We start from the raw sequence: 22,115 nt of genomic DNA on the forward strand, positions 1-22,115 counted from the left end.
CCGCGGCCGTCCCAAGATCGTTCGCGCGGTGGGTATGCCCCACCGGTGAACGCCGCTGGGGATGGGCTTGACTGGTAGACGTCTATCAGTGATGTGGGGAGGTGTGTGTTTGTGTGTCTTGACTGGTAGACGTCTACCAGTGTTCCAGTGTTAGACGTCTACCAGCCCGAGCGCACGGACCCCTTTCACCGCGCTGGGGCGACGGAGGCGCTGCCACTCGCTCGCTGTTTGTCGCGTACAGCGGCTCCGCCGCGAGGGTCCGCCTGGGCGCATACGCCTGGGAGGCGTTTCTTCCTGGGAGGCCTTTCATGCGTCTGCTTTCACGCTGCGCTCACCCTGACGGTGGTGGGAAGCACTTCAGCCGCGTGGTGCTGCCGTTGGCTCTGCTGGTGTTGGGCGGGTGCGCCAGAGGCGCGCCGCTGGCCGGACTGCTCGTCAGCCCACGCTCGCACCGCCCGGCGCCAGCCATTTCCACCCAGGCGCGCCCGCCCGGGCCCGTGGGCGACGCCGGCCGGAAGGTCGTTGCGCCCGGGGACGCCCTCACGACGGATGAGGACGATGATCCGGAGGATGACGTCGAGGAGGGGCTTGATGCCCCGGTTCTGATCGCGGATGCACTCGGGGACGAGTCCGGCTCGCGGATGCGCCACCCGGTGCGAGCGGAGGACGAGCCGCTGGAGGACGCGGGTGGGGGGCAGGTGGGCTGGAGGGATGGAGTGGGGGAGGGTCGCCCCTGGCCGGTGCCCTTCAGCGTGGACCATTTCCAGGGCCTGCTGGCGCAGGTGGGCATGTCCCCCGAGATGCTGCCGGAAGACGGGAGCACCCTGTCGCCCCAGCAGGCGGTGCAACTGTTGGCGCACCTGCTGGAGGCGGAGGCGGGGCTGGGGGAGTTTCCCCGCCAGCGCATGGCGGCGCACCTGCTGCTGGAGGTGGCCACGGGCGAGGGGCCAGTGACGCGCGAGCAGTTGCACGCGCGCATGGATCGCTTCCACCGGCTGAGGGTGGTGCGGCCGGACGGCTACCTGGTGCGGGCGGTGACGGGCGAGGCGGTGCAGCGGGCCGGCGAGGTGAGGCTGGACCCGGACGGCACGTTGCGAGCGGGCCGTTACGAGGTGGGCCCCTTCTACGCGGTGGAGGACTGGCAGCTGTGGCCGGTGGACACGGGGCTGGAGGTGCCCCGAGGCGCGAAGCCCCTGGGCCCCTACGTGCCGGATGACGGCGTGGTGCTGCCAGCGCTGGAGGGGGCGGGGTTGGCGCTGGGGGACACGCTGGAGGGCTTGAGCCAGCTCGTCTTCCATCCGGGTGAGAGCCTGGAGGGCCTGACGCGGCTTCCGGGAGCGGTGCGCGTGCTCTTCCAGAATGCTCCCGAGTATTGGGAGGCCTTCCGCCAGAAGCCACGCGGCGAGCAGGTGCGCGCGGTGTCGCGGCTGATGGCGAACGCGCTGCTGACGGTGGGCACCTCGGGGGCGGGGGCGGTGAAGGCTGTGACGTGGGGAGAGAAGCTCGGCCGGCTGTCGGTGCCTCTGCTGACGCTGACGAAGCGAGGTGAGCTGGTGCTGCGGCTGGTGGCGGTGCCCGGGCGGGCCGTGGTGGTGGCGGGCCAGGGGCTGGGCGTCGCCTGGGGACTGCACCTGGCCAAGGTGGGCCCGGGCCCAGGTGGCGGTTGGGTGCCGCCGGTGGGCGGGCTAGGCCAGTGGGTGCCCAAGAACGAGCGGATGTCACCGCGCTCGCGTGCCTTCCAGCACAAGGTGACGAAGGCTCCAGCGGGCTGGGTGTACCGGGTGTGGCTCAATGGTGAGAAGGCCGACTTCGACGGGTTTGACTTGGAGCAGAGGCTTCTGCAGGAGACGAAAGGCCTGGGTTACGACAAGCACTTCGACGCGGACCTTGAGCCCAAGGAGTATTTCAAGGGAGCGGACAGGCTCGTCAGGCAGGCTGAACGGCAACTACGGGTGGCCAATGGAACTCCCATCCGCTGGCTTGTGGCGGAGCCCCGCATGGTGCCCATTCTCCAGAAGCTGTTCTGGGAGAACGACATCAAGGGTATTGATGTGGTGTTTACTCCACCTCCCTGAGGCGCAGCACTCATGAGAGAGACCTATTACGCAGGCATCTACTGGGGGCGCCGCAAGGAGCCCGCCGAGGAGTGTGCCCGGCGTGCGGAAGCGTTCTTCCACCTGCTGTCCCAATGCGATCCCATCTACACCCGCTGGTTCGAAAAGGCCGATTCACGCAAGAAGGCGCTCCAACTCCAGTTCGAGCCCACTGCTGAAACCTTCCTGCGCTTCTTCAAGAAGAGGACGTACCAGGAGGGACGGGATGGCTTCATGCTCGGGTTCTGGACGGGGCACGAGCCGGGACACGGGGGGCGGGTCACCTTGCGCTGTGGTTCCGCGGCCGAATTCGTTCCAAACAGATGCCTCCTCAACCTTCCGAAGGAGGAGCCGGAAAAGGAGCGCATGCTCAAGGTGGACGTGCTCGCCCAGGTGCTGCGCGCCATGGTGCTGGCGTGGGAGCCGGACTGGGGGGTCATCACCTCCGGTGATTTCCGGGACAACCTGTCGCCGCAAGGCAATGTGGAAACCTTCGTGGGTTGGTGGACCTACTTTTCTCGTCACCGGGGGGAGGTGCCACCCCTGCCGGAGCCGGTGCGGGTGCAACCGGTGGAGGACAAGGGCTCGCTCGTTCTGCTCACACCCGAGCGCCTCACCGCCTCCAATCCCGATCACCTCGCCCTGGGCCGGCGTGTCCAGGAGGAACTGAGCGCGAAGGGATTGCTCGAGCCGGTTGTTTCCAGACGCCCGGCCACCTGAGGCGGATGCCTCGCATCCGTCCATCAGCCAACGGTGGAGGACGAGCGGGATTCCCCGGCTCGGTTGCCATCCTTGACCCCGTGCCCATCTTGCGGGACTGCGGTCACATCATGCGACACCGGGTGCCGCAGGCTCCATCCGTTCATGCTGTGCGGGTGGATGAAATGGAGACGGGTGTGTCCGAGCAGTCGGCACAGGAGGGCATCCTCGACTTCCTCGCCGTGCCCGTGCTGCGGGTGGAGGAGGGGACGGGCCAGGTGTTGTCCGCCAACGCGGCGGCACGGGCACTCCCCTTTTCCCTCGAGGCTCCTGCCCCTGGCTCCGTCCTGGACGAGACGGGCGCGCCCCTGCCTCCCGAGCGGTTCCCGGTACGGCGTGCCGCTCGGGGCGAGCCCCTGGAGGGCGCGCTCTTCCGCTGGAAGACGCCCCAGGGTGACAGGTTCCTCGTCGTGCACTCGCGCATGGATCGTTCGCGCTCACCGGCCGTGGCGACCGTGTCCTTCCAGGACGTGACGCAGTGGCGCCGGACCGAGGAGGATCTCCTCCGGGCGCTCGGCGCGCGCGACACCTTCCTGTCCGTCGCCTCGCACGAGCTCAAGTCCCCCCTCACCGCGCTCCAGCTCGTCCTGGAGCGGCTGCAGCGGGGCGCCCGCCGCGACGTGGGTTTTTCCGGTGCCCAGCTGGCCGAGCGGCTCGAGCCCGCCTTGCGTCAGGTGCGCCGGCTGGGCGTGCTGATGCAGAACCTGCTCGACGTGAGCCGGGCCCGCAACAACCGCTTCGACCTGGAGCGTGAGCGCTTCGAGCTGGGCTCGCTGCTCCGCGAGGTGTGCGAGCACTTCACCGAGCAGGCGCGGCAGGCGGGCTCGGTGTTGACCCTGGAGGACTGTCTCCAGGTGCAGGTCCATTGGGACCGGATGCGGGTGGAGCAGGCGCTCACCAACCTCGTCACCAACGCCATCAAGTATGGCGCGGGCGGGCCCATCGCGGTCCGGGCCGAGCTGCGCGGCGGCATGGTGTCGCTCCAGGTGATGGACCGGGGCGCCGGCGTGGCCCCGGAGGACCGCGAGCGCATCTTCAACCCGTTCGAGCGGGCCTCCTCGGGCCACCGGGGGGTGAGCCTGGGGCTCGGCCTGTACATCGTCCGGGAGATTACCCGTGCCCATGGGGGCTCGGTGGAATTGACGGCGCGCGACGGCGGAGGCTCCTGCTTCACGCTGCGCCTGCCCACGGAGGCGGCACAGGAGGGGTATGAGTGAGTCCGAGACAGAGGGCACGGGCAACACGGCGCGGGACCCCCGCATCCAGAGCGGCATCCCAAGGTTGGACTTCATCCTCAAGGGAGGGCTCAAGCAGGGCGGCATCTATGCCTTGATGGGGCCTCCGGGCGGCGGGAAGACCATCCTCGCCAACCAGCTGTGCTGCAACCACATCCAGAAGCAGGAGGGGCGCTGCGTCTACATGACGCTGCTCATCGAGTCGCACGCGAAGATGCTCTCGCACCTCTCCACGCTGAACTTCTTCAAGCCGGAGTTCATCCCCGAGCGCCTCTACTACATCAGCGGCTACCAGCAGGTGCGCGAGGGGGGCTTCAGCGGGCTGATGGAGCTCATCCGCCGCACGCTGCGCGACCGCCAGGCGACCTTCTTCGTCATCGACGGCATGGAGAGCGCGGAGCAGTTCTCCACCTCGCCCCAGTCCTACCGGGAGTTCGTGCACGGCCTGCAGGCCTTCACCAACCTGCTGGGCTGCACCACGCTGCTGGTCTCCAACGTGCGCGAGCGCACCCACGTGGAGAACGCCGTGGTGGACGGCGTCATCGAGCTGTCCGACAAGCTCGTGGGCCCGCGGGCGGTGCGCGAGCTGACGGTGCACAAGTTCCGTGGCAGCGACTACCTCCGGGGCCGCCACGAGGTGGAAATCACCGGCGAAGGCCTGGTCATCCACCCGCGCACGGAGATCCAGTTCGCCAGGCCGCCCGAGCAGGCGCACGAGCAGCGCGTCCGCATGGGCTTCGGCCTGAAGCGGCTGGACGAGATGCTCGACGGGGGGCTGCCCTCGGGCTCCACCACCGCGTTGATCGGCGCGCCGGGCACGGGCAAGACGCTGTTGGGGCTCTCCTTCCTGGTGGAGGGGGCCCGCCAGGGCCAGCATGGCACCTACTTCGGGTTCTACGAGCCGCCCCCCCGCCTCATCGAGAAGGCCGAGGACGTGGGCCTGCCGCTGGAGCGGTACGTGAAGGACGGCAGCATCGAGCTGGTCTGGCAGCCCCCGCTGGAGCACTTCATGGACGCGCTGGCCGAGCAGCTGCTGGAGAAGCTGCGAGCCGAGGACAAGAAGGAGCGCCGGCGCCTGTTCATCGACGGGGCCGAGGGCTTCCGGGCGGCGGCGGTGTACCCGGACCGCGTTCCCCGCTTCCTCTCGGCGCTCACCAACCAGCTGCGCATGCAGGACGTGACCACCGTCATGACGGACGAGCTGGAGCTCTTCCAGCCCGAGCTGAACCTGCCCACCCCGGAGCTCGCCAACGTGGTGGAGTCCGTCCTGCTGCTGCGCTACGTGGAGCTGCGCTCGCAAATCTACCGGCTGCTCTCCATCATGAAGATGCGCGAGAGCCGCTACGACACCTCGCTGCGCGAGTTCCGCATCTCCCGCGAGGGCATCGACGTGGCCGACTCCTTCGCGAGCGCGGAGGCCATCCTCAGCGGCCACGGGCGCATCCGCAACGGGGAGAAGAAGAAGAAGGCGGAGAAGCCCAAGAAGAAGAAGCCGGGGATGCTCAAGAAGGTGCTCGGGCGGGGCAGCCGGGGCGGCGGGAGGGGACGATGAGGACCATCCTGGTCGTCGAGGACGAGTTCGACGTGCAGCAGGTCGTGGCGGACGTGCTGCGGGACGAGGGCTACGAGGTGTCCGTCTGTGGCAATGGCCGGGATGCCCTGCAGAGCCTGCGCGCGCACCGCCCGGACGTCGTGGTCATGGACGTGATGATGCCCATCCTCTCCGGCATGCAGGCGCTCGAGGAGATGCGCAGGACGCCCGGCCTGGACGGGGTGCCCGTCATCCTCATGAGCGAGACCGCACCGAGAGCGGGGACGCCTCGTCACTGGCAGGCCTTCCTGAAGAAGCCCTTCCGGCTGGAGCAATTGCTGGACGCGGTGGCCCGGGTCTCCGGTGTGGCGGGCAGGGCCTGAGCGTCAGCCCCGGCGGCGCATGCGCCGCGAGCCGATGAAGCTGGCGACGCGCTCGGCGAAGCGCGCCACCGCCAGCCCCACCACGTCCAGCAGCCAGCGCTGGAGGCCCGAGCGCGCGCAGTCCTCCAGGGCCACCGGCTTCGCCCGGCCCATGTGCTGCCGCACCCAGCGGGTGGCCTGCCCGGCCGCGCCCGCCTCCTTCACCTCCACCAGCGTCTCCAGGTTCACCAGGGAGAGCGGATCCAGGTTGAAGCTGCCCACCAGCAGGTGCCGGTCATCCACCACCGCGGCCTTGGCGTGCAGGGTGGTTTCCGTCCACTCGTGGATGTGTACGCCTCCGCGCAGCAGGGTGCGGTACAGGCGCATGGTGGCCGCGCGGGCGAAGGGGACGTCGCTGCGGCCGGCCAGCAGCAGGTGGACCTCCACCCCTCGTTTCGCCGCGCGGGTGAGGGCGCGCACGAAGCCCCGGTCCGGCAGGAAGTACGCGTGGGCCAGCACCACCTCGCGCCGGGCCTGCTTCAACGCCTCCAGGTAGCGCGCGCGCAGGCGTCCACCGCCGCCGAAGCCGGACAGGAGGATGCGCACCGGGCCCGCCTCCAGCGCGGATGCTCCCGCGGTGAGCCGTGCGCCCAACTGCGCGCAGATGCTGCCCCGCAGCTCCAGGGCCAGGTCCGCCCACCCCGGCCTGCCTTCCTCCGTGGCGTAGTGGTCCCCGATGTTGATGCCACCGAGGAAGGCCACCGTGTCATCCACGAGCAGGATTTTGCGGTGGTTGCGCCAGAGGCGGCCCATCAGGAGCACGGAGGTGAGGGGGTTGTGGACGCGCACCTTGATGCCGGCCGGACGCAGACTGTCCGCCAGCGCGCGGCTCCCGCCGATGGAGCCCCAGCCATCGACGATGACCTTCACCTCCACGCCCCGGCGGGCGGCGGCGATGAGGGCCTCGACGAACCGGGCGCCCACGCCCTCGTGCTCGAAGGCATAGACCTCCAGGTGGACGCGCCGGGTGGCCGAGGCGATGGCCGCGAGCATGCGCGGGTAGGCCTCGGCGCCCCCGTCGAGCAGCGTGATGCGCTGCCCGTGCGTCTCCGCCGACAACCCCTGTTCAGACTGCTCCTCCCCGGATGATCCCTCCCTCTCCCTCCGGGAGAGGGCCGGGGTGAGGGTATCTCGTACCGGGGAGTCCATCCGTGTGGCCATGCGTCAGTCGTCGTGCTTGCGCGCGCCCTTGCCCTTGCCCTTGTGGCGGCACTTCTCGCCATCCCAGTACTGGCTGGGGTGGCAGTCGGGGCGGGACTTCATCTCGGACTTCTTGGTCCGGTGCCCGTGATGGATGTCTCGGACGACGATGCAGCCGGGCAGCAACATGAATACGGCGGGAAGGAGGAAGAGGGTCTTCTTCATGGCGCGCGCAGCGTAGCGGGCGAGTGATGTGGGTGGGTCTGCTCTCTCGTGAACAGGGATTTCTACCGTCTGGCTGTCTGCACTCCGGGCGTGTCGACGCCTCGCGGGCAAATCGGTAGCCTCGCGTGCGTGCCAGCCAGTGAGAAGCCCGTCGTCAGACATCGGAAGATAGGCGCCTACCGCGTGCTCGGAGAGCTGGGGCGCGGAGGCATGGCCCAGGTGTACCGGGGGCTTCACGAGATGTTGCAGCGCGAGGTCGCCATCAAGGAGATGCTCGCGGACCCGATACGTGACAAGGAGGCCGTGTCACGCTTCCGCCGCGAGGCGCTCGCGCTCGCCGCCTTCCGCCACCAGAACATCGTCACCCTGTATGACCTGGTGGAGAAGAACGACGTCCTCTTCATGGTGATGGAGTTCGTGGACGGGCCCACCCTGCACGAGCTCATCAAGGAGGGGCCGCTGCCTCCCGAGGTGGGTGCCGCCATTGGCGCGCGCATCGCCGGGGCGCTGGAGCATGCCCACTTCCGCCGCATCATCCACCGCGATCTCAAGCCGGCCAACGTGATGCTCTCCAAGTCCGGCGACGTGAAGCTGATGGACTTCGGCGTGGCCAAGGACGTGGGCCTGGAGGCCCTCACCGCGCAGGGCATGGCGGTGGGCACCCCCTCCTACATGTCCCCCGAGCAGGTGACGGGCGCGCCGGTGGACGGGCGCACGGACCTGTTCGCACTCGGGGTGCTGCTCTACGAGGCGCTCTCCGGCGCCCGCCCCTTCCTGGGCCGCAACACCGGCGAGGTCTTCGCCCGCATCCGCGACGGCGAGTACACCCCGCTGAGCAAGGTGGCGCCCCACGTCCCCAAGCCGCTGGCGGACATCGTGAAGCGCGCCCTCGAGGTGCGGCCGGATGATCGCTTCGTCAACGCCGCCGCCATGCGCCGCGAGCTGGAGCTGTTCCTCGCCCAGCGCGTGGGCATGTCCTACGAGGCCCTCCTCGTCGGCTTCCTCCGCCACCGCAAGAAGCTCACCGAGACCGAGGCGCTCGCCCACCTCACCCAGAAGGAGCTGGACGTCGCCGACATCTTCGAGGACCCGGCCTCGAAGCTGCTCTCCAAGCCGTGGGCCCGCTGGCTGCTCGCCTTCGTGGCCGCCGCGGGAGCCCTGGGCACTGGACTGGCCCTCTCCCACTCGTATTGGATGGGGCTCGTGCGGCAGCTCACCATCCGCTGAGCGCACGCACCCGGGAGCTTTTCGTCATGGGCAAGCTGATCACCTTCATCCTCGCCATCGCCGTCACCGCGGGCGTCGCGTACTACGCGCTCAGCAACGCCCCGCGTGATTCCGATCCGGAAGGGGAGACCAGTCAGGCCAAGCGGCAGCTCGACAACGTCCGCGGCGCCGCCGGCCGCATCGAGTCCGACGCGGACCAGCGGGCGCGGGAGCTGGAGCAGAAGATGGGGGACTCGCAGTAGAGCGAGCCCCCCGTTCGCCCTTCCTGGCTACCCGCAGGTGATACCGACGTTGTCGTAGCGGACCGCTGACGTCCTGTAGACCAGGGTGCTCAGGTCTCCCTGGGCGAAGCCGCTCTCGCCACAGGCGCAGGCCGCTTGCGTTCCCGTGCACGAGGTCCAGCTCGTGGTCTCGCCGCCCGAGTCCTTCAGGTACTCGGCGTTGAAGACCGCCTTGTTCTGGCTCGTGAAGTACGTCTTGTAGACCCCGCACTCGTTGTACCGCTGGCACTCCTCGTTGATGGCGAAGTCGAAGGACGAGGCGAGCTGCGCGACCTGATCCACGTCGTTCTTGAGCGCGATGCCCAGGCACCGGGCATGGGCGGCATCGGCCAGCCAGCGGTTGTAGGCGAGCTGGTCGGCCGCCGTGAGGCCCCAGCAGGCCTGATCGGTGCAGTTGATGCTGTCATCGTGCGAGTAGCCGTCGATGTTGTCCGGCTCGACCGCGTCGCAGCCCTTGTCTCGCGCCAGTTGCAGGCGGGACTCCATCACGGTCCGCACCGCCGGCTTGCGGTGGTCCAGCCACCACTCGCAGCTCCCGCCGCTCGTGCACCAGTCGCCCATGACGTGGACGGATTGGGCGCAGTTCTCGCCAGGGCTGCAATAGGTGTCCTGGGGGAACTGGCTGGCATCGCTCCTCCAGTTCTCGTAGCTGCCAGCGCTGAAGTAGCAGACCACCTTCTTGCCCGCGCTCTTGTACTCCTGGATCTTCGCGCTCGAGGTGTCGAAGAGGTCGACCACGTAGACCTGGGCGCCGAGGGTCGTGGGAATCGCGCTGTTCTCCAGATCCCACATCCAGGTGGTTCCCCGGGGGAAGCTCGGGACGGTGCAGGCAGACCCCTGGCCACAGACGTTCGGCGTGCCGCCACCGCCACACGTCTCGGGGCTCTGGCAGGCACCACAGCTCGGCACCGTGCGCGTCTGGCCACAGTTGTCGGTGCCCGTCACCTGGCCACAGCTTCGGCCCAGCCGCGTGCAGAAGGCCGCGTCCGTCTCGGCGGTGCACGTGGTGGGGCTGTCCCACGACACCTGCAGGCGCAGGCTGTCCAGTTGCGCCGCATCCGTCCCCGCTCCCTTGACGAGGCGCGCGCGAATCTCGCCGTCACCCGACACGAAGCTCGATGCCGTCTCGGTGCTCGGGAGGTTGAGCGTCAGGGCCGGCGTCCACACCCAGTCACCCCGCCCCTGTGAGGTGGCGACGTTGACCCAGCTCGCCGTCGTGAACCGGTAGAGCTGCCACCGGTAGTAGGACGTCGCGACCCCCGGTCCCTGGTACTTCGTCAGCAACTGGAGATTCGTGATGTGCGACGGGGCCGGCGCTCCCTGGGTGAGGCTCGAGAGCTTGAAGGACAGATGGCCCGTGTAGGCCGCGCTGAACTCGATGTAGTTCGCGTAGCAGTCCGCGTATGTGCCCACCGTGCACGTCGCGCTGTTCGCCTTGAGCACGGTCATGCCTCCGCTCTTCCCGGAGGCATCCGTGTTCGTCTGCGTGCTCGCCGTGGAGAAGTCGATGATCTCCGTGCCGCTCAGGGCCCGCTGCTGCTCACCCGGCCCCTCCCTCGGGTCCTCCGCCTCCAAGGGCGTGCACCCGTACGTCAGCACCGCGATCCACGGGATGAGCCAAGCACTCCATCTCGACATCTCGCCTCCAGCGTTGTTCGTGGGCCGCCCATCTCATGGGCACGGCCTCCGAGCAATACTGGATTTCACATGTAGGCGGTTTGTCCCGTTTTCCAGGAAATGGAGCGGGCCTACTTGCGGCGCGCGGGGGCGCTCTTCTTCGCCGCCGGCTTCGCGCCCCGGCCCTTCTTCTCGTGCGTCACCGTCACCAGCGTCCCGATGCCGCCGCGCACGAAGAAGTCTCCCTCCACCGTCAGCTTCCGCGGCTTGATGGCGCGCACGATGTCGTCGGCGATCGTGTTGGTCACCTTCTCGTGGAAGGCCCCCTCGTCCCGGTACGACCACATGTAGAGCTTCAGGCTCTTCAGCTCCACGCACAGCTCGTCCGGCACGTAGCGGATCTTGAACTTCGCGAAGTCCGGCTGCCCGGTCAGCGGGCAGAGGCACGTGAACTCCGGCACGTCGAACGCGATCTCGTAGTCGCGATCCTGGGCGGGGTTGGGAAAGGTCTTCAGTTCCTTGGTCGGCTGGGAAGGCATGGCGGGGTGTCGTCTAACACACACCCGGCCGATTTCAGCCCCTGTATGGCGAACGCCCCCCTGCCTGCCGGGTCCCCCCTCCTGTCCGCCCCCCAACGTCCCCTCTGTCCAGGGGGGAGCAGCCGGGGCCAGCCCATCTTGTGTCTCCGGTGGCACGGGCGTAACTCAGATCCTCGCCCCGAATGCTGCCCTCCGATTTCCAGGACATCCTCGCGTGCGTCCCCCAGGCCGTGGTGCGGCTCGGGCCGGATCTGCGAGTGGAATGGTTGGAGCCGGACTTCGGCGCCAAGACGGGCATGGTCCTCCAGGTGGGAGACCCGGTGCTCTCGGCCCTCGAGGGCGGCTGGGGCCGGGATGCCCTCGAGCGCGCCCTGCGCGAGGGCCGCTCCCACTCGGGCCATGCCATCACCTCCAGCCTCAAGCAGATGCGCATCCGGACCCGGCCCTCGGGCCCGGACGCCAACCCCGGGGCCTGGCTGCTCTTCGAGCCCTCCGGCGCCGATGACGACGTGGCCTTCGCCCAGGCCCTCCAGGAGATCGCCCGCGAGGTGGGCGAGACGCTGGACGTGGACAGCGTGTGCAAGGCCGCCGTGCTGGCCGTGGTGCGCTGCGCCCAGGTGCGCCGCGCCGAGGTGTACCTGTCCGAGGAGGGCCAGCCCCTGCGCCGGGTGGCCGTGTCCGACCTGGCCAGCGCCGACTCCCCCGAGGACGCCCTCGAGGATCATGCCGACTCCTTCGAGGCGGCCCTCATCACCCGCCAGCCCCAGATTGGCGTCCAGCGCGGCTACGGGGACGCGGTGGGCTCCATCTTCGCCGCGGTGCCGCTGCTGTCCCAGAAGCGCGCGCTGGGGCTGCTCGTCCTCTACAAGGAGCAGGGCACCTCCTTCTCCCTGCGGGAGCTGGATTTGTGGAGTGCCGCCGCCGGGCAGGTGGCGGTGACGGTGGAGAACGCCCGTCTGCTGCGTGAGGCCCAGGCGGCCCTGCGCGTGCGCGAGGAGTTCATGTCCATCGCCTCGCACGAGCTGAAGACGCCCCTCACGCCCCTCAAGCTCAACCTGCGCTTCCTGGAGCGCTGCCTCGCCCAGGGCCAGCGCGTGGACCCCGCCGCCGTCACCAAGTCCAAGCGGCAGGTGGAGCGGCTGGAGCGTCTGGTGAACGAATTGTTGGATGTCTCGAGACTGGAGGAGCGCCAATTGTCCCTGCAGCTCGCGCCGCTGGAGTTGGGCCATTTGGTGGCGGAAGTGGTGGATCAGTTCCGCCACAGCCTGGAGCGCCCCTTCAGCCTGGTGGTGCCGCGAGAGCACCTCTGGGTGCAGGCGGACCGGGAGCGGCTGGAGCAGGTGCTCATCAACCTGCTGGAGAACGCGGACAAGTACAGCCCCAAGGGCGAGCCCATCTGCGTGGAGGTGGAGGCGCTGCACGGTGAGGCCCGTCTGCACGTGAGGGACCGGGGTATCGGCATCCCCACGCAGGACCAGTCGCGCCTCTTCCAACGCTTCTACCGGGCGGGCAACTCCTCGCACCGTCACTTCGGCGGGCTGGGGCTGGGGCTCTTCATCAGCCACTCCATCGCCCAGCTGCACCACGGCGCGCTGTCCATGTCCAGCGCCGAGGGCCACGGCTCCACCTTCACCCTGGGCCTGCCGCGCATGTCCGCCAACGAGGTGCGCCGTCTGCCTCGCCGGGTGCTGCTGCTGGACGAGGATCCGGTGCAGGAGCTCACCGCCGAGCGCCTGCTGCGCGCCGAGGGCTTCGAGGTGCTCACCGCACACGGGGGCGTGGAGTCGCTGCGCCGCGCCGCCTCGCTGCCGGTGGACCTGGTGCTGCTGTCCGAGGGGGCCCCGCCCACGCAGCTGGGCCTCTTCCTGTCCGCCTTCGCCGAGCTGCCGCGCGCCCGGCCCATTCCCATCGTCCTGGCCGGGGCCTCGCGGCCCGCCTGGGCCCACCCGGAGCACTCCCAGTGCTCGCGGCCCTACCGGGAGCAGGAGCTGCTCACCGCCGTCCGCACCACGCTCGGGCTGGCCGGCGAGCGGGGGCGCGCCGAGGACCCCTCGGAGCGCGTCCCCCTGGAAGCCCTCATGCTCCCGTGAGGGCCCCCACCGGGCCCCCGCTCCCCTGCGCGCTCCGGGCGCTTGCGAACGTCACTGAATCTTTCTTGCCTGCTTACACGGGCTGACGCAGTGCACTAGACTCTCCGCGTCGAAGAATTCACCCGCCGAGAGGGAGTGCTGATGTCGCAGCGAGGCCCGGGCCGCTATGGGTTGTACGAACCGGACACCGAGCACGATGCCTGTGGAGTCGGCTTCGTGGCCCATATCCAGGGAGAGAAATCCCGCGGCATCGTCGAGGACGCGCTGGAGCTGCTCAACCGGCTGAGCCACCGGGCCGCGGCCGGCAGGGACCCTGAAACCGGTGATGGCGCCGGCATCCTCATCCAGCTCCCCCATCGCCTCTTCGAGCGTGAACGGCTGGGCTTCGCGTTGCCGCCGCGCCACCAGTACGGCGTGGCCATGGTGTTCCTCCCCTCGGACGCCGAGGCGCGCATCGCCTGCGAGGCCGCCCTGGAGCAGGTGACCGCCGACGAGGGCCAGCGCGTGCTCGGCTGGCGCGACGTGCCCGTGGACTCCTCCCACCTGGGGAAGCTGGCCCGCGACAGCGCCCCCGTCCTCCGCCAGCTCTTCGTCGCCCGGCGCCGCGTGGTGCCCAGCGCCTTCGAGCGCAAGCTGTTCCGCATCCGCAAGCTGGCCGAGCGCCGCATCCGCGAGCGCGCCCTGGACCCGGACGGCCAGTTCCACGTGGCCAGCTTCTCGGCCGAGACGCTCATCTACAAGGGCCTGCTCCTGCCCCGGCAGCTCCCGCGCTTCTACGTGGACCTGCAGCACCCCGAGTGCGTGAGCGCCCTGGGCCTCGTGCACTCGCGCTTCTCCACCAACACCTTCCCCACCTGGGAGCTGGCGCAGCCGTTCCGCTACATCGCGCACAACGGCGAAATCAACACGCTCCACGGCAACCGCAACTGGATGAACGCCCGGCGCGGCCTGCTGCAGTCCGCCAAGTTCGGCGGCAGCCTGGAGCCGCTCTTCCCCATCATCGTCCCCGGGAAGAGTGACTCGGCCCAGTTCGACAACATGGTGGAGCTGCTGTACCTGGGCGGCCGCCCGCTGCCCCACGCCATGATGATGATGATTCCCGAGGCGTGGGAGGGCCACACGCTCATGAGCGACGAGCGGCGCGCCTTCTACGAGTACTCCAGCTCCCTGCTGGAACCGTGGGACGGGCCGGCCGCCATCGCCTTCACCGACGGACAGCTCATCGGCGCCACGCTGGACCGCAACGGCCTGCGCCCCGCGCGCTACCTCGTCACCGAGGACGATCGCATCATCCTCGCCTCGGAGACGGGCGTGCTCGACGTGCCCGCCTCCCAGGTGCGCCGCAAGGGCCGCCTCACCCCCGGCCGCATGCTGCTGGTGGACCTGCTCGAGGGCCGCATCCTCGAGGACGAGGAGGTCAAGCGCGACATCACCACCCGCTGGCCCTACCGGCGGTGGTTGAAGCACAACGTCTTCACCTTCGATGACCTGCCCACCGTGCCCGCGCCGCGGCGGCTGGGCGGCGAGGAGCTGTGGCGGCTCCAGCGTGCCTTCGGCTACACGGACGAGGACATGCGGCTGCTGCTGCGGCCCATGGCCGAGACGGGCAAGGAGCCCGTGGGTTCCATGGGCACCGACACGCCCCTGGCCGTGCTCAGTGACCAGGCCCCCTCGCTCTTCAACTACTTCCACCAGCTCTTCGCGCAGGTGACCAACCCGCCCATCGACCCCATCCGCGAGTCGCTGGTGATGACGCTCGCCACCGGGCTGGGCCCCGAGGGCAACACCTTCGAGGAGACGCCGGAGCACTGCCACCGCCTGTCGCTGCCGGGCCCCATCCTCACCAACGGGCAACTGGCGAAGCTGGCCGCCATCCGCAACGAGGGCATTTTCGAGACGCAGCCGCTCAGCCTCCTGTACCCGGTGAACGGGGGCGAGGACGCGCTGGAAGCGGCCGTGGAGCGGCTGTGCAGCTCGGCCGTGGATGCGGTGGACGCGGGCGCCAACATCCTCGTGCTGAGCGACCGGGACCTGGACGCGGCTCATGCCGCCATCCCCGCGCTGCTGGCCGTGTCCGCCGTGCACCAGCGGCTCGTGCGCGACGGCATCCGCATGTACACGGGCCTCGTGCTGGAGACGGCCGAGGCCCGCGAGGTGCACCACTTCGCGTGCCTCTTCGGCTACGGCGTCTCGGCGGTGAATCCGTACCTCGCGCTGGACACGCTGCGCGCCCTGGCCGACGCCGGCGAGCTGCCCGTGGACCAGGAGAAGGCCCAGGAGAACTTCATCCACGCCATTGAAGAGGGGCTGCTCAAGGTGATGTCCAAGATGGGCATCTCCACGCTCCAGTCCTACCGTGGCGCGCAGCTCTTCGAGGCCGTGGGCCTGCAGCGGAGCCTGGTGGAGCGGCACTTCACCGGGACGCCCTCGCGCGTGGAGGGCGTGGGCCTGCCCGAGCTGGGACGCGAGGTGAGCGAGCGGCATGGGCTCGGTTTCGGTCCGGCGGCCGAGCACGAGGCGGAGCTGCTCCCCGTGGGCGGCCATTACCAGTGGCGCCGCCGGGGCGAGACGCACAAGTGGAACCCCGCCACCATCGCGAAGCTGCAGCAGGCGGCTCGCACCAATGACGCCGCCGCCTTCGCCGAGTACTCGAAGCTGGCGGACGACGAGTCGCGTGCCTTCTGCAATCTGCGCGGGCTCGTGGAGGTGACGGCCGGGAGGCAGACCCCCGTGCCCCTGGAGGAGGTGGAGCCGGCGTCGGAGATCGTCAAGCGCTTCGTCACCGGCGCCATGTCCTTCGGCTCCATCAGCGCCGAGGCCCACGAGACGCTGGCCATCGCGATGAACCGGATGGGCGGGCGCTCCAACAGCGGCGAGGGCGGTGAAGAGGCTCGCCGCTACACCCGGGATGAGAATGGAGACCTGCGGCGCAGCGCCATCAAGCAGGTGGCCAGCGCCCGCTTCGGCGTCACCACCGAGTACCTCGTCAACGCGGCCGAGCTCCAAATCAAGATGGCCCAGGGCGCCAAGCCCGGCGAGGGCGGACAGCTCCCGGGCCACAAGGTGGACGATCGGATCGCCCGGGTCCGTTGGTCCACGCCGGGTGTGACGCTCATCTCCCCGCCGCCGCACCACGACATCTACTCCATCGAGGACCTGGCACAGCTCATCTACGACCTCCAGTCGGTGAACCCGTCGGCGCGGGTGAGCGTGAAGCTGGTGAGCGAGGTGGGGGTGGGCACCATCGCCGCGGGCGTGGCCAAGGCCGGCGCCGGTGGCGTGGTCATCTCCGGCTACGAGGGCGGGACGGGCGCCTCGCCGCTCTCCAGCATCAAGCACGCGGGCCTTCCGTGGGAGCTGGGGCTCGCGGAGACGCAGCAGGTGCTGGTGCACAACGGTCTGCGTGGGCGCATCCGCGTCCAGGTGGATGGCGGCCTGCGTACCGCCCGGGACGTGCTCGTCGCCACGCTGCTCGGCGCCGAGGAGTTCGGCATGGCCACCGCGAGCCTCATCGCGCTCGGGTGCATCATGCTGCGCAAGTGCCACCTCAACACCTGCTCGGTGGGCATCGCCACCCAGGAGGCGGGCCTGCGCGAGCGCTTCCACGGCAAGCCCGAGCACGTGGTGAACTTCTTCTACCTCGTGGCCGAGGACCTGCGGCGGCAGATGGCGGCCCTCGGGGCGCGCCGGCTGGACGAGCTGGTGGGCCGCGTGGACCTGCTGCGCCAGCGGCCCGCCTCGGACCACTGGAAGGTGAAGCGGGTGGACCTCTCCGGGTTGCTCACGCTCCCCCACGCTCCCTCCGAGGAGCCCCGGCGGTGCGACTCGGCGTGGAGCAAGGACGTGTCCGACCACCTGGACCATGACCTCCTGAAGGACGCCAAGGCGGCGCTGGAGGGCGGGGCTCCCACGTTGCTGGTACGGCCGGTGAGCAACACGCACCGTGCCGTGGGCGCCATGCTCTCGGGTGAGGTGGCCCGGCGCCATGGGGCTCGCGGGCTCCCGGACGGGCAGCTGCGCATCCGGCTGAAGGGCTCGGCGGGACAGAGCTTCGGGGCCTTCCTCGCCAGCGGCGTGACGCTGGAGCTGGAGGGCGATGCCAATGACTACCTCGGCAAGGGGCTCTCCGGCGGGCGCGTCATCGTCTACCCGCCCTCGGACAGCCGCTTCGCCCCCGAGGAGAACGTGCTGGTGGGCAACACCGTCCTCTACGGCGCCACGGCCGGCGAGGTGTACCTGCGCGGGCTCGCCGGTGAGCGCTTCGCGGTGCGCAACAGCGGCGCCCAGGCCGTCGTCGAGGGCGTGGGTGACCACGGCTGCGAGTACATGACGGGCGGCGCGGTGGTGGTGCTAGGGCCCACCGGGCGCAACTTCGCCGCGGGCATGAGCGGCGGCATGGCCTTCGTGCTCGACCGCGAGCGCTCCTTCCGCGAGCGCTGCAACCTGGAGATGGTGGAGCTGGAGTCGCTCGTGGACGAGTCCGAAATCTGGCTCGTGCACGGGATGATCGAACGGCACCTGCACCACACGGGCAGCAAGCTGGCGCAGCGGGTGCTCGACAACTGGGAGCGCATGGTGCCGCAGTTCGTGAAGGTGATGCCCACCGACTACAAGCGCGTGCTCCAGGCACGCCGGGCGGCCCGCAAGCCGCCTCCCGCCACGTTGCCACGGCTCCAGGTCGTGGGAGGGGAGGGCTGAGCCATGGGAAAGACGACCGGCTTCATGGAGTGGCAGCGCGTGCACGCCCCCAAGCGCGAGAAGTCCGAGCGCGTGGGGGACTCGCGTGAGTTCGTCCTTCCGCTGTCCGCCGAGGATGCGAAGCGGCAGGCGGGGCGGTGCATGGACTGTGGCGTGCCCTTCTGTCAGCAGGGCTGTCCGCTGGGCAATCCCATCCCGGACTTCAACGACGCGGTGTACCGGGGCAAGTGGAAGGAGGCCTTCCTCGCCCTGAGCGCCACCAACAACTTCCCCGAGTTCACCGGACGGCTGTGCCCGGCTCCTTGCGAGGCGGCGTGCGTCCTGGGCATCAACCAGGATCCCGTCACCATCGAGCAGATGGAGAAGGAGATCATCGAGCGGGCCTTCGCCGAGGGCTGGGTGCGTGCGCGGCCTCCGGCGAGTCGCACGGGCAAGCGCGTAGCGGTGGTGGGCTCGGGGCCGGCGGGGCTGGCGGCGGCGGCACAGCTCAACCTGGCGGGGCACAGCGTCACCGTGTTCGAGCGGGATGATCGGCTCGGGGGTCTGCTGCGTTATGGGATTCCCGACTTCAAGCTGGAGAAGTCCGTGCTGGACCGGCGGCTGAAGTTGATGGAGGCCGAGGGCGTGGAGTTCCGCTGTGGCGTGGACGTGGGCCGCGAGCCGGGCTTCGCCGCGCTGCGTGAGCAGTACGACGCCGTCGTGCTGGCCATGGGCGCGAGGAAGGCGCGGGAGCTCGAGGTTCCCGGGCGCGAGCTGTCCGGCGTGGTGCAGGCCATGGACTACCTGGAGCACCAGAACCGGGTGGTGTCGGGGCTGGCCACGCTCGAGCCCCGGTTGAACGCGGCGGGCAGGCGGGTGCTGATTCTCGGTGGTGGCGACACGGGCTCGGACTGCCTGGGCACGGCGCTGCGCCAGGGCGCGGCGAGCGTGACGCAGGTGGAGCTGATGCCGGCTCCGCCGAAGGTGCGCGCCGAGGGCAACCCGTGGCCGCGCTGGCCGCTCATCTTCCGCACCTCGTCGAGTCAGGAGGAGGGTGGGGCGCGCGAGTTCGGGCTGATGACGAAGCAACTCGTGGGTGAGAATGGGCAGCTGCGGGCACTGCACGCGGTGCGGGTGGAGGTGCAGCGGGAGGCGAATGGCGTTCCTCGGCTGGTGGAGGTGCCCGGCTCCGAGACGGTCTACGAAGTGGACCTGTTGGTGCTGGCCATGGGCTTCACGGGGCCGGACACAGGGCTGCTGGCCGAGCAGCTCGGCACGAAGCTCACGCCGCGCGGCAACGTGCAGGTGGACTCGCACTTCGCCACGTCGGTGGACGGCGTGTTCTGCGCGGGTGACGCGAGCCGCGGGGCGAGCCTCATCGTCTGGGCCCTCGCGGATGGACGCGAGACGGCGAAGGCCGTCGACACGTACCTGACCCGCGAGGACTCCGCGCTGCCGACCAAGGGTAAGGACTGCGCCTTCGGCTGACCTTGGGCGTGAGATTGCTTTCGGCGATCTGTTGGATGTTCGCGTTACGTGAGGAGTTGTTCGAGCAACGAGGCCAGGTGCTGGATTGACCTGGCGAGGGCGGTGGGAGTGGTGAGGCTCATGCTTTCCAGGTAGACCTTCGTCCCGTCGCGTACCGTCACCATCGGGTATGGCTGCTCCCCGGCCCCGACGAGTACGGCGTTCGACGCGCCGAGTACCCTGCAGTACGTGACCAATTGGTAGAGGTCGGCCTGAGCGGGCTCTTGTGCCACCTTGTATTTGGCGTCGACGACCACCCTCCGACCGTTGGGGCCGCACACCAGCAGGTCTGGCCGGATGTTGACCCTTCCTTCGACGTCCAGCGTGTCGCGCACTTGGCTGCGAACCTCCATACCAAGAGGTTTGAGGCTGGCGGACAACCGTTTCGTGAGCAGCGTTTCGAAGAGGGCATTCATGTTGACGAGGAATCCCGGCGAGCGCAGTGCGCCGTGACGCTCATGGAACCCCGTGGCTCGCAGAATGAGAGCGGCGAGACGCAGCGCTAACCGGTAATGTCGCGTGCGTGGGTCGGAGCCGAGCCTGTCGATGCCGCCCAACTCCGGAATCACCTCTGTGACGCCAAGGAACTCGGGCCGTAGTATGCGTGCACGAGCCCTCCAGTTCTGGGACACGGCTTCGTTCATGACGAGTGCGCGGAGCGCCGCCAACAGCACCCGGTTCTCTGGGGTGTCGTTGGTGAACTCGTCGAACTCACAGTGGACCTGGGGGCGGGCTCGGGAGTGCAGGTTCGCAGTCCTCCTCACGTCCAGCCGTCCTCGGACCGCGATGACCTGGTCGTCGTGCCGGACGTAGAGCCGATGCAGCCCTTGTCTCAGTACTTCACCAACCTCGTGCAGGTAGGCCCGTGCGATGAAGTCCTCAAGCCGCTCTCCTTCGGCGACGCCTACGTCTGGCCTCCATTCCACGAGCCCGCTGACCTCGACCAGCATGGAGAGGAGAGTTTGTATGGGGACCTTGGGCTCGATCCTGAGATCGAATCCGGCGGCGTGGAATCTCCCCACGTAAGGGCCGGGGATGATGCGCGTGGCGCCAGTCCGGTCGAACTCCACGCGCAGAATCCCGGTGGCAGCACGAACGAGGGCCGCCGCATCCTCGGGAGTGAGTTGTTCTACACGGGCTGTCCACTCGCGAAGGATGAGTTGTCGAGACGTGGGGGCCGGGGCCGCAGGTGTGCTCACAATGGGCGTTCGCCTCCGCTCGGACTCACTTCGGCGCGTTCCTCCGCCTGCTTCCGGAGTTGCTCGAAGGAGAATGCGTCCAGCTTCTCTGGCTCGGAGAAGAACAGCTCCCGGAGAAGGGGCTCGATGGTGGCTCCCCAGATGAGCTCGAGCCGATCCTCATCCAGGTCTCTCACCATGAAGTGGGAGTGCCCGACGAGCCTGTCTCGCTCGATGCCCGCCTTCTCCAACTCGGTGTTGAGTGCACCGAGCAGATCCGCGAACCACTCCTCCCGGCCGTGTTGCACGAGGTACGCGCGCAGCACCTCCTCGTTGGGCTGCACCTCCACGAAGTGGAACCGCCTTCGGAGCGCTAGGTCGAGCAGTGCGATGGACCGATCGGCGCTATTCATCGTGCCAAGCACAATGACGTTCTCGGGGACGGAGAACGGCTGTTTCGAGTAGGGGAGCACCACGTTGTGGCCGCGGCGCTCGAGGAGGAAGAGCAGCTCACCGAGGATGCGCGGGAGGTTGCCTCGGTTGAATTCGTCGATGAGCAGGACGAACCGGGATTCCGGTCTGGCGCGTGCACGCTCGCAAACCTGCCGGAACACGCCTGGCTCGACCCGGTACTGCAGTTGTCCCTGCTCCACCACGGGACGCAGGCCCTCCACGAAGTCCTCGTACCCATAAGAGGGGTGGAACTGCACCGTGGTGACATCGCCCTCCCCCCGCGTGAGGTACTCTGCGTACTTCAGCGCCACGAAGGTCTTGCCCGTACCGGGTGGGCCGTAGAGGACGAGCTGCTTCTTGTCGAGCAGGAGGCGGTCGAGCTTCTGGAAGAAGCCGGGTTCCATCAATGTCTCCGCCGAGAGCGCACGAAGGGTGATGCGGCCGGTCTCCGCGGGTTTTCCTCCCGTGGCCGGGGTGGCGCTGGTCTCGTCTGGAGCGGGAGTGGCTTCCGGCTCGTCAGGTGGCGAGGAGAGCAGCCAGAGGACATTGTCGTGGAGGGCTGGCGGAATGTCGTGGTCGGCGAGAAATTGCCGGATGTTCTCGCAATATCTCAGATAGTCCTTGCCGCTGCGGACCCGGTGCGTCGTGCGTGTACCGAGAAGGCCGTGCAGTGACTGGTCGAGATTTCGGGTCCACACCGCGTAGCGCTTGGGATTCCGAAGATAGAGGATGGCAGTGGGAAAGCTGCGCCCCGCTCCAGGGATGTTGGCGGCCCAGAAGCCATCCAGGATTTGTGAGACGGACGCGTCGTCGTCCGCTCTCCACAGTTCCTCAATGAGGGGGTTGAGCCGATCGAGCGAGCTGGCAACCAAGTTCGCGTTGTGCCCCATGAAGGCGGGCACGAAGCGGGTGTACACGACGCCATTCGCACCCACACAGGTATTGAGGTGCTTCATCACCTGACGCAGCTGGGCTTCGGTCAGACGGCCAAGATTCTCCGCGATGAGGCTTCTCGCGGATGCCTCGGCCTTCTCGCGGACCTGTCTGTCCTGCTCGGCGTCACGGATCCACTCCGCGATTCTCTTGCTCACATCAGGGGAGAGATTGCTGGATGCGCTCAT

Annotated in this window: 16 protein-coding genes; 10 read left to right on the forward strand and 6 right to left on the reverse strand. The window is 68.8% G+C overall.

Features of this window, described 5'->3' with window-relative positions; translation table 11 throughout:
- The first annotated feature begins 308 nt into the window (after positions 1–308).
- From BO221_RS02250 to BO221_RS02270, 5 genes are all read left to right on the forward strand, one after another.
- Complete coding sequence (locus BO221_RS02250; RefSeq protein WP_143195225.1) at positions 309–2,075, forward strand: Tox-REase-5 domain-containing protein; 1,767 nt, start codon at positions 309–311, stop codon at positions 2,073–2,075.
- A 12-nt stretch (positions 2,076–2,087) separates the two neighbouring features.
- The gene (locus tag BO221_RS02255; RefSeq protein WP_073558663.1) at positions 2,088–2,813 is read left to right on the forward strand and encodes an immunity 52 family protein; all 726 of its coding nucleotides are present in this window, start codon (positions 2,088–2,090) and stop codon (positions 2,811–2,813) included.
- A gap of 176 nt (positions 2,814–2,989) precedes the next feature.
- Positions 2,990–4,069 (forward strand): sensor histidine kinase KdpD, encoded by a 1,080-nt coding sequence (locus tag BO221_RS02260; protein ID WP_158079776.1) that lies wholly within the window; start codon positions 2,990–2,992, stop codon positions 4,067–4,069.
- A complete protein-coding gene (locus BO221_RS02265) occupies positions 4,062–5,639 on the forward strand; it encodes an ATPase domain-containing protein (protein WP_073558665.1) in 1,578 nt (525 codons plus the stop codon). Before BO221_RS02260 ends, BO221_RS02265 begins: the two co-directional genes overlap by 8 nt.
- Entirely contained in the window at positions 5,636–6,001 is a 366-nt protein-coding gene (locus BO221_RS02270; RefSeq protein ID WP_073558666.1) for a response regulator, read from the forward strand. The genes BO221_RS02265 and BO221_RS02270 overlap by 4 nt, the downstream gene beginning before the upstream one ends.
- Before the next feature lie 3 nt (positions 6,002–6,004).
- Here BO221_RS02270 and BO221_RS02275 read toward each other — a convergent pair whose 3' ends face one another.
- Positions 6,005–7,099: a phosphatidylserine/phosphatidylglycerophosphate/cardiolipin synthase family protein gene (locus BO221_RS02275; protein WP_073558667.1), complete on the reverse strand. Its 1,095-nt coding sequence runs from the start codon at positions 7,097–7,099 to the stop codon at positions 6,005–6,007.
- A 105-nt stretch (positions 7,100–7,204) separates the two neighbouring features.
- Complete coding sequence (locus tag BO221_RS02280) at positions 7,205–7,405, reverse strand: hypothetical protein (RefSeq protein ID WP_073558668.1); 201 nt, start codon at positions 7,403–7,405, stop codon at positions 7,205–7,207.
- A gap of 210 nt (positions 7,406–7,615) precedes the next feature.
- Between BO221_RS02280 and BO221_RS02285 the strand changes: the two genes are divergently transcribed.
- Positions 7,616–8,632: a serine/threonine-protein kinase gene (locus tag BO221_RS02285; protein ID WP_369864390.1), complete on the forward strand. Its 1,017-nt coding sequence runs from the start codon at positions 7,616–7,618 to the stop codon at positions 8,630–8,632.
- Between the two features lie 26 nt (positions 8,633–8,658).
- Positions 8,659–8,874 (forward strand): hypothetical protein, encoded by a 216-nt coding sequence (locus BO221_RS02290; RefSeq protein ID WP_073558670.1) that lies wholly within the window; start codon positions 8,659–8,661, stop codon positions 8,872–8,874.
- Positions 8,875–8,901: 27 nt separating this feature from the next.
- Here BO221_RS02290 and BO221_RS02295 read toward each other — a convergent pair whose 3' ends face one another.
- Together BO221_RS02295 and queF are read right to left on the reverse strand one after the other, a co-directional pair.
- Entirely contained in the window at positions 8,902–10,551 is a 1,650-nt protein-coding gene (locus BO221_RS02295) for an endo alpha-1,4 polygalactosaminidase (RefSeq protein WP_073558671.1), read from the reverse strand.
- A gap of 110 nt (positions 10,552–10,661) precedes the next feature.
- Positions 10,662–11,069 (reverse strand): preQ(1) synthase, encoded by a 408-nt coding sequence (gene queF, locus BO221_RS02300; RefSeq protein WP_073558672.1) that lies wholly within the window; start codon positions 11,067–11,069, stop codon positions 10,662–10,664.
- A 182-nt stretch (positions 11,070–11,251) separates the two neighbouring features.
- Here queF and BO221_RS02305 point away from each other — a divergent pair, with 182 nt between their 5' ends.
- From BO221_RS02305 to BO221_RS02315, 3 genes are all read left to right on the forward strand, one after another.
- Positions 11,252–13,159: an ATP-binding protein gene (locus BO221_RS02305; protein ID WP_073558673.1), complete on the forward strand. Its 1,908-nt coding sequence runs from the start codon at positions 11,252–11,254 to the stop codon at positions 13,157–13,159.
- 141 nt (positions 13,160–13,300) lie between these two features.
- Positions 13,301–17,857, forward strand: a complete 4,557-nt coding sequence (gltB, locus tag BO221_RS02310; protein ID WP_073558674.1) for a glutamate synthase large subunit — start codon at positions 13,301–13,303, stop codon at positions 17,855–17,857.
- A gap of 3 nt (positions 17,858–17,860) precedes the next feature.
- On the forward strand, positions 17,861–19,324 hold the full coding sequence (locus BO221_RS02315; protein ID WP_073558675.1) for a glutamate synthase subunit beta: 1,464 nt from the start codon (positions 17,861–17,863) through the stop codon (positions 19,322–19,324).
- 44 nt (positions 19,325–19,368) lie between these two features.
- On the opposite strand, the gene BO221_RS02320 is transcribed toward BO221_RS02315, so the two are convergent.
- Positions 19,369–20,433: an McrC family protein gene (locus BO221_RS02320; protein WP_073558676.1), complete on the reverse strand. Its 1,065-nt coding sequence runs from the start codon at positions 20,431–20,433 to the stop codon at positions 19,369–19,371.
- Between the two features lie 125 nt (positions 20,434–20,558).
- The gene (locus tag BO221_RS02325; protein ID WP_073558677.1) at positions 20,559–22,115 is read right to left on the reverse strand and encodes an McrB family protein; all 1,557 of its coding nucleotides are present in this window, start codon (positions 22,113–22,115) and stop codon (positions 20,559–20,561) included.

Source organism: Archangium sp. Cb G35 (genome assembly GCF_001896145.1).
GTDB classification, from domain to species: Bacteria; Myxococcota; Myxococcia; order Myxococcales; family Myxococcaceae; genus Archangium; species Archangium violaceum.